The sequence below is a fragment of the Cystobacter fuscus DSM 2262 genome, assembly GCF_000335475.2.
Lineage (GTDB): Bacteria > Myxococcota > Myxococcia > Myxococcales > Myxococcaceae > Cystobacter > Cystobacter fuscus.
On record NZ_ANAH02000017.1, the window covers coordinates 71,347 to 88,450 of the forward strand.

General features: G+C 72.9%; 2 protein-coding genes (1 of these 2 cut by a window edge). Both read left to right on the forward strand.

Going from position 1 to position 17,104, the window contains the following annotated elements; translation table 11 throughout:
- Positions 1-2,354, forward strand: partial view of a hybrid non-ribosomal peptide synthetase/type I polyketide synthase gene (locus D187_RS27670; protein ID WP_002628882.1) — the 3' end only. The gene continues 9,043 nt to the left of window position 1, outside the view; only the last 2,354 of its 11,397 coding nucleotides appear in the window; its start codon lies off the left edge, out of view; the stop codon is at positions 2,352-2,354.
- On the forward strand, positions 2,351-17,083 hold the full coding sequence (locus D187_RS27675; protein WP_002628881.1) for a non-ribosomal peptide synthase/polyketide synthase: 14,733 nt from the start codon (positions 2,351-2,353) through the stop codon (positions 17,081-17,083). Before D187_RS27670 ends, D187_RS27675 begins: the two co-directional genes overlap by 4 nt.
- Positions 17,084-17,104 lie beyond the last annotated feature (21 nt).

Here is a 17,104-nt window from a genome sequence, read left to right on the forward strand (position 1 = left end):
AGGCCCTGCCCCACACGCCGCTCTACAACGAGTACGGCCCCACCGAGGCCACCATCTGGAGCACCGTGCACCGGGTGGAGCCCTCGGAACTCGGGCCGGTGCCCATCGGCCGGCCCATTCCGGGAGCGCGCGTGTACGTGCTCGACGAGCGGCTGCGGCTCGTGCCCGTGGGCGTGCCGGGCGAGCTGTTCGTGGGCGGAGGTGGCGTGGCGCGGGGCTATCTGGGACGCCCGGGGCCGACCTCCGAGCGCTTCCTGGCCGATCCCTTCGAGCCGAGCCCCGGAGCGCGGCTGTACCGCACGGGAGATCGCGTGCGCTGGCGCAAGGACGGGGTGCTGGAGTTCCTCGGGCGCCAGGACGGGCAGGTGAAGGTGCGGGGCTTCCGCATCGAGACGGGAGAGGTGGAAGCGGTGCTCGCCACCCACCCCGGGCTGCGCGAGGTGGCGGTGGTGGCGCGAGAGGACGGCCGGGGAGGGCGGCGGCTCGTGGGCTACGTCGTGGCCCATGAGCACCCGGGTCCCGACGCGGAAGCGCTGCGGACGTTCCTGCGCGAGCGGCTGCCCGAGTACATGGTGCCGGCCGCCTTCGTGGAGCGGGAGTCCCTGCCGCGCACGCGCACGGGCAAGGTGGACGCGCGCGCCCTTCCGGCGCCGGAGCTGCGGTTGGCGAGCCGGAGCGCGGCGTACGTGGCGCCTCGCAACGAGCTGGAGGAGCGGCTCGCGGGCCTGTGGCGCGAGGTGCTCGGCGTGGAGCGCGTGGGGGTGGACGACAACTTCTTCGAGCTGGGCGGGGACTCCATCCTCGGCATCCAGATCGTCACCCGGGCGGGCCGGGCCGGCATCGAGCTGTCGCCGCGCCAGGTCTTCCAGAATCCCACGGTGGCCCGGCTCGCGACGGTGGCGAACACGAGGCTCGCCGTGCGGGCCGAGCAGGGGCCGGTGACGGGGCCGGTGGCGCTCTCGCCCATCCAGCGCTGGTTCTTCGACCAGGCGCCCGTGGAGCCCCACCACTGGAACATGTCGCTCTTCCTGGAGGTGCGCGGTGCCCTGGACGTGGAGGTGTTGGAACGGGCGCTGACGCACGTGACGGAGCACCACGATGCGTTGCGTCTGCGCTTCGCGCGTGAGGCGGATGGCTGGCGGCAGGTGAACGAGGCCCCGGGCATGCCGCCGCGGGTGGAGCAGGTGGACGTGTCGGGTGTCCCCGCGGAGCTTCAGGCGGCGGAGCTGGAGCGGCGGGCCACGCAGGTGCAGGGCTCGTTGCGGTTGGAAGAGGGGCCGCTGCTCCGGGCGGTGCTGTTCCACCTCGGAGCGGGGCGGTCCGGGCGCCTGTTGCTCGTGCTGCACCACCTGGTGGTGGACGGGGTCTCCTGGCGCATCCTCCTGGAGGATCTGCTCACGGCCTACTCGCGGCTCTCCGTGGGGGCCGCGCCGGAGCTGCCGCCGAAGACGACCTCCTTCCAGGCCTGGGCCCGGGGTCTCTCCGAGCATGCCCGCTCGGACGCCCTGGAGGCCGAGCGCTCCTGGTGGTTGGCGCGTCCCTGGTCACGCGTCACGCGCCTGCCGGTGGATGCGTCCGGTGGCGACAACACCGAGGCGCTGGCCCGGAGCGTGAGTGGGAGCCTCACCGCCGAGGAGACGCGGGCGCTGCTTCAGGACGTGCCCCGCGCGTACCACACGCAGATCAACGACGTGCTCCTCACGGCGCTCGCCCAGGCGGTGGGGCGTTGGACGGGCAATCCGCTGGTGCTGGTGGACGTGGAGGGCCATGGCCGCGAGGAGCTGCTCGCCGGGCTGGATGTCTCGCGCACGGTGGGCTGGCTCACCACGTACTTCCCGGCGCTGTTGGATCTCCGGGAGGCGAAGGGCCCCGGTGAGGCCCTGCGGACCGTGAAGGAACAACTGCGCGCCGTGCCTTCCCAGGGCATGGGTTACGGCCTGCTGCGCCACCTCGTGGAGCCGTCGCCGCTCATCGCGCTCCCCCGGGCGGAGCTGAGCTTCAACTACCTCGGACAGGTGGATGGAGCCCTGGCGGAGGGCGGACTGCTCGCGCTCGCTCCCGAGAGCGCGGGAGCACAGCGGGGCCCTGGCAACCGCAGGCCCCACCTGCTCGACGTGGTGGGCGCGGTGGTGGGGGGCCGGCTCCAGCTCACGTGGTCGTACGGGCAGGCCCCGCACCGCGAGGACACCGTCGCGCGGCTCGCGGCGGACTTCCTCACGCGGCTGCGCGAGCTGATCGCCCACTGCCAGTCCCCCGAGGCGGGCGGCCACACGCCCTCCGATTTCCCGCTGGCGAAGGTCAAGCAGAACCAACTCGACAAACTCTCCGCCCGTTTCGGCAAGAAGACCCGATGAGCGACAACCTCGAAGATCTCTACCCGCTCTCCCCGCTCCAGCAGGGCCTGCTCTTCCACGTCCTCCAGTCGCCGGGCACGGGCCTGTATCTCAACCAGCTCTCGTGTGAGCTGCGCGGCCCCCAGGAGATCTCCACCTTCATCGCGGCCTGGCGGCAGGTGACGGAGGCGTACCCCATCCTGCGCACGGCCCTGGTCTGGGACGATGTCGACGAGCCCCTCCAGGTCGTGCTGCGCGAGGTGGAGTTGCCGCTCGTGCGGGAGGACTGGCGTGGCGTTCCGCCCGCGGAGCTGGAGGCGCGGCTGGCCACGTGGCTGGAGGAGGACCGGCGCCGGGGATTCGAGCTCGGCACGCCGCCCCTGATGCGCCTGGCGCTGCTGCGCACGGGGGACACGACGTACCGCTTCGTCTTCAGCCACCACCACATCCTCCTGGACGGATGGTCCGTTCCACTCCTCATCCGTCAGGTCTTCGTCGTCTACGAGAGCCTGGCTCGGGGACACTCGCCGCGGGTGGAGCCGTCGCGGCCGTACCGGGACTACATCGAGTGGATCCAGTCGCGGGGCCTGGAGGAGTCCGAGCGGTTCTGGCGCCGCTCGCTCGCGGGCTTCTTCGAGCCCAATGAGTTGGGCAGGGGCTTCCCGGAGACGGGGGACGGCGCTCGGCCCGGTCGCGCCACGCGCAAGCGCTACCTGTCCGCCGCGGCCACCGAGGCGTTGAGCGCGTTCGCGCGCCAGCACGGGCTCACGGTCAACACGGTGGTGCAGGGGGCGTGGGCGATCCTCGTCGGGCACTACTCGGGGCGGGAGGACGTCGTCTTCGGCACCACGGTGTCGGGCCGTCCGCCGGAGCTGCCCGGCGTGGAGCAGATGGTGGGCCTGTTCATCAACACGCTGCCGGTGCGCGTGCGGCTGACTCCGGACGAGCCGTTGGTGGACTGGCTCTCCGCGCTCCAGGCGTGGCTGCTGGAGATGCGGCAGCACGAGCACTCGCCGCTGGTGAAGGTCCAGCGTTGGAGCGAGGTGCCCGCGGGCACGCCGCTCTTCGAGACCCTGCTGGTCTTCGAGAACTACCCGGTGGACGCCGCGCTCTCCACGCCGCTGCCCTCGCTGGAGGTGCGGGACGTGCGCTCGGTGGAGACGGACCACCATCCGCTGACGCTCGTCGCGGTGCCCGGGCGCGAGCTGCGGTTGGAGCTCTCCCACGAGGGCGCGCGCTTCGACGGGGCGTACGTGGAGCAGATGCTGGCGCGGCTGGGCCACCTGCTGGAGTCCATGGCGGCCCGGCCCGGTCAGCGGCTGCGCGAGCTGTCCCCGGTGGACGGGGTGGAGGCCCGGCGGCTCCGGGAGTGGGGCACCCCCGGGGCGGAGGTCCCCCGGCCCGAGGCCCTGCACCGGCTCTTCGAGCAGCAGGTGGCCCGGACGCCGGACGCGGAGGCGCTGGTGTTCGGCTCCCAGCGGCTCACGTACGCGGAGCTGGAGGCACGGGCCAATCAGCTCGCGCACCACCTGCTCGGCCAGGGCGTGACGGCCGAGTCGCGGGTGGTGGTGTGCCTGGAGCGCTCGCCGGAGCTCATCATCGCGATGTTCGGCGTGCTCAAGGCAGGTGGGGCGTACGTGCCCCTGGATCCCTCCTGGCCCGCGGCGCGGCTCCAGTCGATTCGGGAGGACAGTGGCGCCGTGCTGGTGCTCGCCCAGGAGCGCACGGCGGCCTGGCTCGAGGGGACGGGCGCCCGGAAGGTGCTGCTCGACGTGGAGCGGGAGACCCTCGCGCGCGAGCCCCGGAGCGCTCCCGCGGTGGCGGTGGAGCCCGGGCAGCTCGCCTACATCATCTATACGTCGGGCTCGACGGGACGGCCCAAGGGCGTGCTGGTGGAGCACCGGGGCGTGCGCAACACCATCGCCTCCGCGGCTCGCTGGTGGTCGGCTCAACCCGGCAAGCGCTTCTTGCAGTTCGCCTCGGCGAGCTTCGATGCCTCCGCCTTCGACATCTTCAGCACCCTGCTGAGCGGCGCGACGTTGGTGATGGCCCCCCGCGAGTCGATTCTTCCCGGAGCGGGGCTGCTGCGGCTCTTGCGCGAGGAGCGGGTGACGGGCGCGATGCTCACGCCCTCGGTGCTGGAGGCCACGCCCGTGGAGGTCCTGCCCGAGCTGGAGTCGCTGCTGGTGGCGGGCGAGGCGTGCAGTCCGCGTCTTCCCGCGCGTTGGGGACCGGGCCGGCGTTTCGGCAACGTGTACGGGCCCACGGAGGTGAGCATCTGCTGCACCATCGCCGAGTGCTCGCCCGACGCGCCCGTGACGCCCCTGGGTCCGCCGCTCGCGGGGACGACGGCGTACGTGCTCGACGCGAGGCTGCGGCCGGTGGCGCCCGGCGTCCGGGGTGAGCTGTACGTCGGTGGCGCGGGCGTGACGCGGGGCTACCTCGGGCGTCCGGAGCTCACCGCCGAGCGCTACCTCCCCGATCCCTTCAGTGGTGAAGCCGGGGCGCGGTTGTACCGCACGGGCGACGTGGTGCGGTGGATGCCGGACGGGCAGCTCGAGTTCCTGGGCCGCGCCGACCAGCAGGTGAAGCTGCGCGGGTTCCGCATCGAGCTGGGAGAGATCGAGACGGCGCTGCGGGCGCTGGAGTCCGTGGGCGAGGCCGTGGTGGTCCTCCGTCCGGGGCCCCAGGAGGGCTCGCGGCTGGTGGGCTACGTGGTCGCCGCCGCGGGGACGCCGGCGCCCTCGGGGCGCGACCTGCGCGAGCGGCTGCGCGAGCGGCTGCCGGAGTACATGGTTCCCTCGGACATCGTCGTGCTGGAGGCCCTGCCGCTCACCACGAGTGGCAAGGTGGATCGCCGGGCGCTGCCCGAGCCGGAGCGCACGCGGGACGTGGCGCTCGCCTATGAGCCGCCGCGCACGCCGGTGGAGCGGACGCTGGCCGAGGTCTGGGCGCAGGTGCTCGGGCACGAGCGCGTGGGCATCCACGACGAGTTCTTCGAGCTGGGAGGCGACTCCATCCTCGCCATCCAGATCATCTCGCGGGCGGCGCAGGCGGGCGTGCACGTCACGGCCCGGCAGCTCTTCGCGCACCCGACGGTGGCCCGGCTCGCGGCGGTGGCGGGCTCGGCGCCCGTGGTGGTGGCCGAGCAGGGCCGGGTCACTGGCCCGGTGGTGCTCACGCCCATCCAGCACTGGTTCCTGGAGCAGGAGCCGCTGGCCCCGCATCATTATAATCAGGCGCTGCTCTTCTCCCTGCGCGAGCCCCTGGACGCGGGGCTGCTGGAGCAGGCCCTGCAGCACCTGCGCCTGCACCACGATGCGCTGCGCCTGCGCTTCACGCGGGACGGCGGAGGCTGGCGCCAGGAGAACGGAGGGCCCGAGGGCCGCCTGTCGCTGGAGCGCGTGGAGCTTTCCGGACGGGAGCCCGGCGAGCGCCTCGCGGCCCTGGAGGCGCATGCGGCCCGGGTGCAGTCCTCGCTGAGCCTGGAGGAGGGAACGCTCGCGCGCGCGGTGCTGTACGACCTGGGCGCGGGGGAGCCGGGGCGGCTGCTGCTCACCGTCCATCACCTCGCGGTGGACGGCGTGTCGTGGCGGGTGCTGTTGACGGATCTGCTCACGGCGTGGAGCCAGTTGCGCGCGGGCGGGCCGGTGAGCCTGCCCCCGAAGACGACGTCCTTCCAGCAGTGGGCGGAGCGGCTGGAGGCCTACGCCCAGACGGAGGCCGTCCAGGGACAGGCGGCGTACTGGCTGGGCCTGCCCTGGGAGCGTGTCTCCCGGCTGCCCGTGGACGTGCCGGGAGGAGAAGACACCGTGGGCACCTCGCGCGTGGTGCGCGTGGAGCTGGGCGCGGAGGAGACCCGCGCGCTGCTCCAGGAGGTGCCACGGGCCTGGCGCGCGCGGGTGGAGGAAGTGCTGCTCACCGCGCTGGCGGAGACCTTCCGGGGGTGGACGGGCGCGCCCGCGTTGCTCGTGGACCTGGAGGGGCATGGCCGTGAGGACGTCCTCGAGGGCGTGGACGTGTCGCGCACCGTGGGGTGGTTCACCAGCCTGTATCCCGTGGTGCTGGAGGCCGGAGATGGCCGGGTGCCCGAGTCGGGGCTCAAGGCGGTCAAGGAAGCCCTGCGCCGCGTTCCCCAGCGCGGGCTGGGTTTTGGTCTGCTGCGCTACCTGTCTCACGAGGGCGAGGTGGCCGCGCGGCTGAGGGCCCTGCCCCAAGCGGAGGTGGCCTTCAACTACCTGGGGCAGTTGGACACCGTGCTGCCTCCCGAGTCTCCGCTCGCGCTGGTCTCCGATTTCGTGGGGCCCACGCAGGATCCGCGGGCGCGCCGCTCGCACCGGCTCGTCGTCAACGCCATCATCTCGGGGGGCTGCCTCCAGGTGTCCTGGACGTATGGTGAGCGGGTCTTCCGGAGCGAGACGGTGGAGTCGCTGTCGCGGGGCTTCCTCGCGTCCCTGCGTGCGCTGCTCGGGCGGTGCGCGGCGGAGGACGGGGCGAGCGTGCTCACGCCGTCCGATTTCCCGCTGGCCCCGCTGGGTCAGTCGGCGCTGGACGTCCTGGTGACGCGGGTGGCCCTGGAGGGCGCGCGGGGCCGGCGCAACCTCGAGGACCTGTACCCGCTCTCCCCGCTCCAGCAGGGCATGCTCTTCCATGTCCTCCAGGCGGCGGGCGGTGGGGTGTACTTCAACCAGCTCGCGACCGAGCTGCGCGGCACGCTGGACCTCTCCGCGTTCACGAGGGCCTGGCGGCAGGTGGTGGAGGCGCATCCCATCCTGCGCACCGCCATCTTCTGGGAGGGCGTCGACGTTCCGCTGCAGGGGGTGTTCCGCGAGGTGGAGCTGCCGCTCGTCCAGGAGGACTGGCGCGGAGTGCCCGCCGCCGAGCAGGACGCCCGCTTCGCGCGGTGGCTGGAGGCCGACCGTGACCGGGGCTTCTCGCTGTCCACGCCGCCGCTGGTCCGCCTGGCGCTGCTGCGCACGGGAGACGCGGCGTACCGCTTCGTCTTCAGCCACCACCACCTGCTGCTCGATGGGTGGTCGGTGCCCATCGTCGTCCGTCAGGTCTTCGCGCTCTATGACCAGCTCACCCGGGGGGTGGAGCCTCGGGTGGAGCCGTCGCGGCCCTACCGCGACTACATCGCCTGGCTCCAAGGGCGAGGCCTGGAGGAGTCCGAGCGGTTCTGGCGCCACGCGCTCGAGGGGTTCTCCGAGCCCACGGAGCTGGGGCGCTCTCCGGGACATCCGGCGGACGCGGGCCGGCGGTCGCGGCAGGTCCACCTGTCGGAGGCCTCCACCGAGGCGCTGAATGCGTTCGCGCGCCAGCACGGGCTCACGGTCAACACGGTGGTGCAGGGGGCCTGGGCGCTCCTGTTGGGTCACCACGCGGGCACGCGCGACGTCGTCTTCGGCACCACGGTGTCGGGCCGGCCGCCGGAGCTGCCCGGCGTGGAGCAGATGGTGGGCCTGTTCATCAACACGCTGCCGGTGCGCGTGCGGCTGACTCCGGACGAGCCGCTGGTGGAGTGGTTGCGGCGCAACCAGACGTGGCTGATGGAGATGCGGCAGCACGAGCACTCGCCCCTGGTGAAGGTCCAGCGCTGGAGCGAGGTGCCCGCGGGCACACCGCTCTTCGAGAGCCTGATGATCTTCGAGAACTACCCGGTGGACGCGGCGTTGGCCACGTCGCTGCCCGCGTTGGAGGTGCGCGACACGCGCTCGTTGGAGGTGGACCACCATCCGCTGACGCTCATCTCCTCGCCGGGACGCGAGCTGCCGCTGCACCTGTCGTATGACGGCACGCGCTTCGGCGGGGCGCATGTCGAGGGAATGCTGCGGCAACTGCGCCACCTGCTGGAGTCCATGGTGGCCCGGCCCGGGTCGCGGCTGGGCGAGTTGTCCCTGGTGGACGACACCGCGCGGGGGCTGCTGCGGGAGTGGAGCGGGGCGGACGTCCGCGCGTACGCGCCGGAGTTGTTGCACGGCTCCTTCGAGCGGTGGGCCCGGACGGCGCCGGAGGCGGAGGCGATCCGCTTCGCCGGGGAGCGGCTCTCCTATGGCGAGCTGGACACGCGAGCGAACCAGCTCGCGCACCATTTGAGGGGACAGGGGGTGGGCGCGGAGGCCCGGGTGGTGGTGTGCCTGGAGCGCTCGCCGGAACTCATCATCGCGATGCTCGGGGTGCTCAAGGCGGGCGGGGCCTATGTGCCCCTGGATCCCGCCTGGCCGGCGGCGCGGCTACGCTCCATCTTCGAGGACAGTGGCGCCGTGCTGGTGCTCGCCCAGGAGCGCACGGCGGGGTGGCTGGAGGGGACGGGCGCCCGGCGGGTGCTGCTGGACACGGAGCGCGAGCGCCTCGCGCGCGAGCCCCGGACGACTCCGGCCGTGGCGCTGGAGCCGGGCCAGCTGGCCTATGTCATCTACACCTCGGGCTCCACGGGCAAACCCAAGGGCGTGCTGGTGGAGCACCAGAGCGCGAGCAACACGGTGAAGGGCACGCGCTGGGCGTGGGCAATTGGTCCGGACAAGCGGGTGCTCCAGTTCGCCTCGGCGAGCTTCGACGTGTCGGTGTTCGAGATCTACGGCGCGCTGAGCGACGGGGCGTGTCTGGTGATGGCGCCGCGCGAGGCGTTGATGCCGGGAGCGGACCTGCTGCGGGTGCTGCGCGAGGAGCGGGTGACGACGGCGGTGCTCACGCCCTCGGTGTTGGAGGTGACGCCCGTGGAGGCGTTGCCCGCCCTGGAGTCGATGATGGTGGCGGGCGAGGCGTGTGGACCCCGCCTTCCCGCGCGCTGGGGCGTGGGGCGGCGGTTCGTCAACGCGTACGGACCGACGGAGGTCTCCATCTACGCGACGGCCGCCGAGTGCCCGCCGGGCTCGCCCGTGGTGCCCATTGGACGGCCGCTCGCGGGAGCGACGGCGTACGTGCTCGACGCGGAGCTGAAGCCCGTGGCCCCGGGGGTGCGCGGAGAGCTGTACATCGGGGGCGCGGGCGTGACGCGGGGCTATCTCGGACGTCCGGAGCTGACGGCCGAGCGCTTCATCCCGGATCCCTTCGGCGCGGCCCCGGGCGCGCGCCTGTACCGCACGGGCGACGTGGTGCGATGGCTGCCGGATGGCCAGCTGGAGTTCTTCGGACGCTCCGATGATCAGGTGAAGCTGCGCGGGTTCCGCATCGAGCTGGGGGAGGTGGCGGCGGTGCTGAGGGAGCAGCCGCGCGTGCGCGACGCGGTGGCGCTGGTGCGTCAGTACGGGCCGGGAGATCAACGGCTGGTGGCCTACGTGGTGCCTGAGGCGGAGGGGCCAGCGCCTTCCGCGCGCGAGTGGCGCGAGCGGCTGCGCGAGCGGTTGCCGGAGTACATGATTCCCGGGGCCTTCGTGGTCCTGGACGCGCTGCCCTACACGACGAGCGGCAAGCTGGATCGCCGGGCGCTGCCCGCGCCGGAGCGAGCCCGGGACACGGCCGCGACGCCGAGCGTCGCCCCGCGCACGCCCGTGGAGCAGTCCCTGGCCGAGGTGTGGGCCCGGGTGCTCGGGCACGAGCACGTGGGCATCCACGATGACTTCTTCGAGCTGGGAGGTGACTCCATCCTCGCCATCCAGATCATCTCGCGGGCGGCGCAGGCGGGTCTGCACGTCACGGCCCGGCAGCTCTTCTCCCATCCGACGGTGGCCCGGCTCGCGGCGGTGGCGGGCTCGACGCCCGGAGTGGTGGCCGAGCAATCCCTGGTGACGGGCCCGGTGGTGCTCACGCCCATCCAGCACTGGTTCCTCGAGCAGGAGTCGCCGGAGCCGCATCATTATAATCAGGCGCTGCTCTTCTCCCTGGGCGAGCCCATGGACGTGGGGCTGCTGGAGCGGGCCCTCCAGCACCTGTACCTGCACCATGACGCGCTGCGGATGCGCTTCACGCGGGACGGCGGGGGCTGGCGCCAGGAGAACGCGGGCGGTGAGGGCCGGTTCCCGTTGGAGCGGGTGGACCTGTCCGGAGTCGCGCCGGGTGAGCGCGGCGCGGCCCTGGAGGCCCATGCCACGCGGGCGCAGGTGTCGTTGGACCTGGCGGGTGGGAGCGTCGCGCGCGCGGTGCTGTTCGACCTGGGGGGGGGCGAGCCGGGGCGGTTGCTGCTGGTCATCCACCACCTCGTGGTGGACGGTGTGTCGTGGCGGGTGTTGCTGACGGACCTGCTCACCGCCTGGCACCAGCTTCGCGAGGGACGTGCCGTCCAACTGCCTCCGAAGACGACGTCCTTCCGGCAGTGGGCGGAACGGTTGGAGGCCTGGGCGGGGACTCGCGCCGCGCGCGAGGAGGCCGGCTACTGGTTGGGACTGCGGTGGGAGCGGGTCGCGCGCCTGCCGGTGGATCTGCCGGGAGGCGATGACACGGTGGCGTCCTCGCGCCAGGTGGGCATGGAGCTCGACGCCGAGGAGACGCGGGCGTTGCTCCACGAGGTGCCGCGGGCCTGGAGGACACGCGTGGAGGAGGTGCTGCTCACCGCGCTGGCGGAGAGCTTCCGGCGGTGGACGGGCTCGCCCGTGCTGCTCGTGGACCTGGAGGGACACGGCCGCGAGGACATGCTCGAGGGCGTGGACGTGTCGCGCACCGTGGGGTGGTTCACCAGCCTCTTCCCGGTATTGCTGGAGACGGCGGACGGCGCGCCTCCGGAGGCGGGACTCGTGAGCGTCAAGGAGACGCTGCGGCGGCTGCCCCGGCGCGGCGTGGGCTTCGGCGTGTTGCGCTACCTGTCCCGCGAGCCCGGGCTGCGGGCCCTTCCCGATGCCGAGGTCTCCTTCAACTACCTGGGCCAGCTCGACCACGTGCTGCCCGAGGGCTCGCCGGTCTCGATGGACTCCGAGTCGGTGGGGCCTACCTGGTCGGGCGGAACCCGGCGCCGCCACCTGATCGATGTCGGTGCCATCGTGTCCCAGGGCCGTCTCCAGCTCTCCTGGACGTACAGCGAGACGGTGCACCAGCGCGGCACCATCGAGGCGCTCGCCCGGGACTTCCTGCGCGCGCTGCGGACGCTGATCGCCCGGTGCACACGGGAGGACGCGGGGGGCTTCACGCCGTCCGACTTCCCGCTCGCGGCGCTCGGGCACCGGGAGCTGGACTCCCTGGTGGAGCGGGTGACGCGGGGGGAGGCCCGGCTGCGGCGGAACATCGAGGACGTGTACGCGCTCTCCCCGCTCCAGCAGGGGCTGCTCTTCCACGTGTTGCGTGACACGAGCGCGGGCGTCTACCTCAACCAGATGTCCTGGGCGGTGCACGGAGAGCTGGACGTGACGGCCGTGGCCCGGGCCTGGCGGGAGACGGTGGCGCGGCATGCCCAGCTGCGCACCGCCTTCTTCTGGGATGGGCTGGAGACTCCGGTGCAGGTGGTGCTGCGCGACGTCCGGTTTTCGCTCCACTCGGAGGACTGGAGGGAGGTGCCCGCCTCGGAGCACGGGGCCCGGCTCGCGGCGTGGGTGGAAGCGGATCGGCGGCGGGGCTTCGAGCTGGAGCGGGCGCCGTTGATGCGGCTCGCCGTGCTGCGCACCGGGGAGCGGGTGTGGCACTTCGTGTGGAGCTACTCGCACCTGTTGTTGGATGGCTGGTCGGTGCCGCGGGTGATGGGCGAGGTGTTCGGCCGCTACGGCGCGCTGAGCCGGGGCGAGGTGCTCTCCCTGCCCGAGCCGCGTCCCTACCGGGACTTCATCGACTGGTTGAGGCGCAGGGACCTGGAGGCGGCGGAGGCGTTCTGGCGCCGGTCGCTCGCGGGCTTCACCTCGCCCACACGGGTGGGAGCGGATCGCGGCGCCCCGCCGGAGGGAGGCCCGGTGCGCCGGGAGTGGCACGTGCGGCTGGAGCCCGAGGCCGCCGCGGCGTTCCGGGCCTTCTCGCGCCGCCAGCAGGTGACGCTGGGCACGTGCATCCAGGGGGCCTGGGCACTGTTGCTGCGCCACCACGCGGGAGAGGACGACGTGGTCTTCGGCTGCACGATGTCGGGTCGTCCCGCGTCCTTGCCGGGCGTGGAGGAAATGGTGGGGTTGTTCATCAACACCTTGCCCGTGCGCGTGCGGGTGCCGCGAGGCAAGGCCGTGGGGGAGTGGCTGCGCGAGCTCCAGGCGTGGCTCGTGGAGATGCGGCAGTACGACTACACGCCGCTGGTGGAGGTCCATCGCTGGGGGGAGGTGCCGCAGGGCACGCCGCTCTTCGAGACGCTGGCCGTCGTGGAGAACTACCCGATGGACGCCGCCGCCGGAGCACAGGCGGCGCTGGAGATCCGCGACGTGAGGGGCCACGAGCTGGACACCTTCCCGCTGACGCTCATCGCGGAGACGAACGAGGAGGTGAGGCTGCACCTCTTCCATGACGAGCGCCGCATCGACGGGGCGGACGCGGAGCGGATGCTGGGGCACCTGCTGACGCTGCTCGCCCGCATGGTGGAGGACGCCGGGCGCCCGGTGGTGGAACTGTCTCCGCTGGACGAGGCGGAGCGCGGCCGGGTGCTGCGGGAGTGGAACGCGACGGCGGTGGCGCGCGGGGGAAGCGAGGGGCTCGCGGCGTTGTTCGAGGCGCGGGTGCGGCGGGCACCGGAGGCGCTGGCGGTGGTGATGGGGGCCGAGCGGCTCACCTATGGCGAGTTGGACTCGCGGGCCAACCAGGTGGCGCACCGGTTGCGCCGGCTGGGGGTGGGCCCGGACGTGTGCGTGGGCCTGTGCGTGGAGCGCTCGCTGGAGCTGGTGGTGGGGCTCTGGGGCATCCTCAAGGCGGGCGGCGCGTACGTGCCGTTGGATCCGGCGTATCCACCCGAGCGGCTGCGCTACATGGTGGCGGACTCGGGGGCGGGCGTGGTGGTGACGGCGGGCGAGGTGGCCCAGGGGCTCGTGGGGCCGGGAGTCCGGCTGCTGCGGCTGGACGCGGAGGCCCCGGAGGCCTGGCCGGAGACTCCCGTCGTGGGAGGCGCGGGAGCGGAGCACCTCGCCTACGCCATCTACACGTCGGGCAGCACGGGCCAGCCCCGGGCGGTGATGGTGCGCCAGGGCGCGGTGGTCAACCTCATCGAGGCGCTGCACCGCGAGGTGTACGCATCACTGGAGCCGGCGCGGCGCGTGAGCGTCAACGGCTCGGTGTCCTTCGACACGTCGGTGAAGCAGCTCTTCCAACTGTTGAAGGGCCACGTGCTGGACCTGACGCCGGAGGAGGTGCGCTTCGACGGTGAGGCGCTGCGCGAGTACCTGGAGCGGCAGCGGATAGATGTCTTCGACTGCACGCCCTCCCAGCTCCTGTTGCTGGTGGAGACGGGCTGGCTGGAGGAGACCTCGCGCGGGCTCACGCTGTTGATTGGCGGCGAGGCCATCTCCGAGGCGCTGTGGCGGCGGCTGGGCGCCGCGCGGCGGGTGCGGGCCTTCAACGTCTACGGACCCACCGAGTGCACGGTGGACGCGACGGTGTGCCTCATCGGGGGAGCGCACGAGCGCCCCGTGTTGGGACGGCCCATCGACAACGTGCGGCTGTACGTCCTGGATGGGCACGGACGGCCGGTGGGCGTGGGGGTGGCGGGAGAGCTGTACATCGGGGGCGCGGGGCTGGCGCGTGGCTATCTCGGCCGTCCGGACGTGACGGCGGAGCGCTTCGTGCCGGATGGCTTCGGGAGCGAACCCGGAGCCCGGCTGTACCGGACGGGAGACCGGGCCCGGTGGCGGGTGGATGGGACGGTGGAGTTCCTCGGGCGCGTGGACTTCCAGGTGAAGCTGCGCGGCTACCGCATCGAGCTGGGCGAGGTGGAAGCGGTGCTGCGGGAGCAGCCGGACGTGCGGGACGCGGTCGCCGTCGTGCGCGAGTACGGGCCGGGGGATCAGCGGCTGGTGGCCTACGTGGTGGCGGGGGCCGGGGTGGATGGTGCCGCGCTCCGTTCCGTCCTCGTGGCTCGGCTGCCCGAGGCCTGGGTGCCCGCGGCCGTCATGAGCCTGCCTTCCTTCCCGCTCACGCCGAGTGGCAAGGTGGATCGCCAGGCGCTGCCGTTGCCCGGAGGGCTCTCGCGGAGCGAGGGCTTCGTCCCGCCGCGGACGGACACCGAGCGGCGGCTCGCGGAGCTGTGGGCCGCGACGCTGGGCGTGGAGCGCGTGGGGGCGACGGATTCCTTCTTCGAGCTGGGCGGACACTCGCTGCTGGCCACGCGGCTCGTGTCCCGTATCCGGAGCACGTTCGCGGTGGAGTTGCCGCTGCGCGCCGTCTTCGACTCGCCCCTGCTGGAGGCACTGGCCCGGCGGGTGGAGGCGTCTCCCCGGAGGGCGGCGCGGCTGCCGGCACCACCTCTCCTGGTTCGGCGTCCCGAGGGGGAGGTGCCGCTGAGCTTCGCGCAGCAGCGGCTGTGGTTCCTGGATCGGCTCCAGCCCGGGCGCGCGACCTACAACATCCCGTACGCGGTGCGGCTGACGGGGACGTTGGATCTCCCGGCATTGGAGCGGGGGCTGACGGCGATCCTCCAGCGGCACGAGGTGCTGCGCACGACGTTCGGTGAGGTGGAAGGACGGCCGGTGGCGCGCGTGGAGGAGCGGGGGGCGGTGTCGCTCGGGCGGGTGGACCTCTCGGGGCTGCCGGAGGAGGCGCGCGAGGCGGAGGTGCACCGACTGGCGGAGCGCGAGGCCCGCGAGCCGTTCTCGCTCGCACGCGGGCCACTCTGGAGGACGACGCTGTTGCGCCTGGCGCCGGACGAGCACGTGTTGTTGATGACGATGCACCACATCGTCACGGATGGCTGGTCCATGGGCGTCTTCGTGCGCGAGCTGGCGGCGCTGTATGGGGCCGCGTCGCGAGGGGAGCCGGGCCCGCTGGCGGAGCTGCCGGTGCAGTACGCGGACTACGCGCGCTGGCAGCGCGAGTGGCTCCAGGGGGAGGTGTTGGAGGCGCAGTTGGCGTACTGGCGCGAGCACCTGGCGGGCAGCCCTCCGGTGTTGAACCTCCCGCTGGACAGGCCGCGGCCCGCCCGGCCGGAGTCGCGCGCGGGCGCGCACACGTTCGTCGTACCGGAGGCGGTGGTGGAGCCGCTCCGAGCGCTGGGGCGACGCGAGGGGTGCAGCCTGTTCATGGTGCTGCTGGGGGGCTTCCAGGTGTTGCTCGGCCGGTGGAGTGGGCAGGAGGACATCGTGGTGGGCTCGCCGGTGGCGGGGCGCACGCGGGCGGAGGTGGAGGGGCTGATCGGCTTCTTCGTGAACACGCTGGTGTTGAGGACGCGGGTGGGTGGGGCGCCGACGTTCCGGGAGGTGCTGGCGCGGGTGAGGGAGGTGGCGTTGGGGGCGTACGCGCACCAGGACGTGCCCTTCGAGAAGCTGGTGGAGGAGTTGCGGCCCGTGCGGGACGTGCGCCACACGCCGCTCTTCCAGGTGATGTTCTCGTTGCAGAACCAGCCCCGCGAGCGGCTGGAGCTTCCGGGGCTCACGCTCACGGCGCTCGAGGCAGTGGCGGGGGGAGCGAAGTTCGATCTCTCCCTGTTCTTCGAGGAGGACGCGGCGGGAGGGCTGCGCGGGCTGTTCGACTACGACGCCAGCCTGTTCGAAGAGGGCACGGTGGCGCGGTGGGCGTCGGAGCTGGTGGAGCTGCTCGAGGCGGTGGCGAGGCAGCCAGAGGTCTCCCTTCCCCGGCTGTTGGGCGAGGTGCCCATGCCCACGCGGAGGCCGACGCCGCTGCTGGCCCAGCCGCCGCACGCGTCGCCGGGGTACGTGCGGCCCGAGGAGCCGGTGGCGCTCGAACTGGCGGGGCTCTGGCGCGAGCTGCTCCAGGTCGAGCGGGTGGGGCTGCACGACAACTTCTTCGAGCTGGGAGGGCATTCGCTGCTGGCGACCCAGCTCGTGGCGCGGGTGCGGCAGCGCCTGGGGGTGGAGCTTCCGCTGCGGGTGCTCTTCGAGGCGCCGGACCTGGGCGCGCTGGCCGAGCGCATCCAGTCCCGCGTGGGAGTGCCCGGGGCGGACGAGGGCAACCGGGTGACGCTCCAGGCGGAGGGGACGGGGACGCCCTTCTTCTGGGTGCATCCGGTGGGAGGCAACGTGCTGTGCTACGCGGAGCTGGCGAGGCGGCTGGGTACCGGGCGTCCCTTCCATGCGCTGCGGGCCACGGGGTTGGACGGGCGCGAGGCGCCGCTCACGCGGGTGGAGGACATGGCGCGGCGGTACGTGGAGCAGGTGCGCGCCGTGCAGGCCGAGGGCCCCTATCTGCTCGGAGGCTGGTCCTTGGGGGGGACGGTGGCGTTCGAGATGGCGAGGGAGCTGCGGCGCCAGGGGCAGGAGGTGGAGTTGCTGGTGCTGCTCGACAGCTTCGCGCCCTCCGAGTCGCCCGTGCCGGAGGGGGATGAGGCGCTGCTGTTCGCCGGTTTCGCGGCGGATCTGGCGCGGAGCGCGGGCCACGAGTCATCGCTCACGCCCGAGTCCTTCGAGAACCTGTCGACGGAGGAGCGGCTGCGCGCCTTGTGGAGCCATGCGGTGGAGGCGCGGTGGCTGCCCGTAGGGACGCGGTTGGAGGAGGTGAGGGCGGTGGTGGAGGTGGTCCGGGCCAACCTCCAGGCGGTGTCGCGGTACACGCCCGAGCCGTCCGCGGGGCGGGTGGTGCTGCTCCGGGCGAGGGATGCCCGGCGAGGCGCGGCGCGAGACCCCACCCATGGCTGGGGGGGCCTCGTGCCGTCCGGGCTCACGGTGGAGGACGTCCCGGGAGACCACCACGGCGTGCTCCGGCCGCCGCACGTGGATCACCTGGCGGAGCACCTCGAGCGGCTGCTCCGATAGGTACTGGCCTCCCCGCGCGGA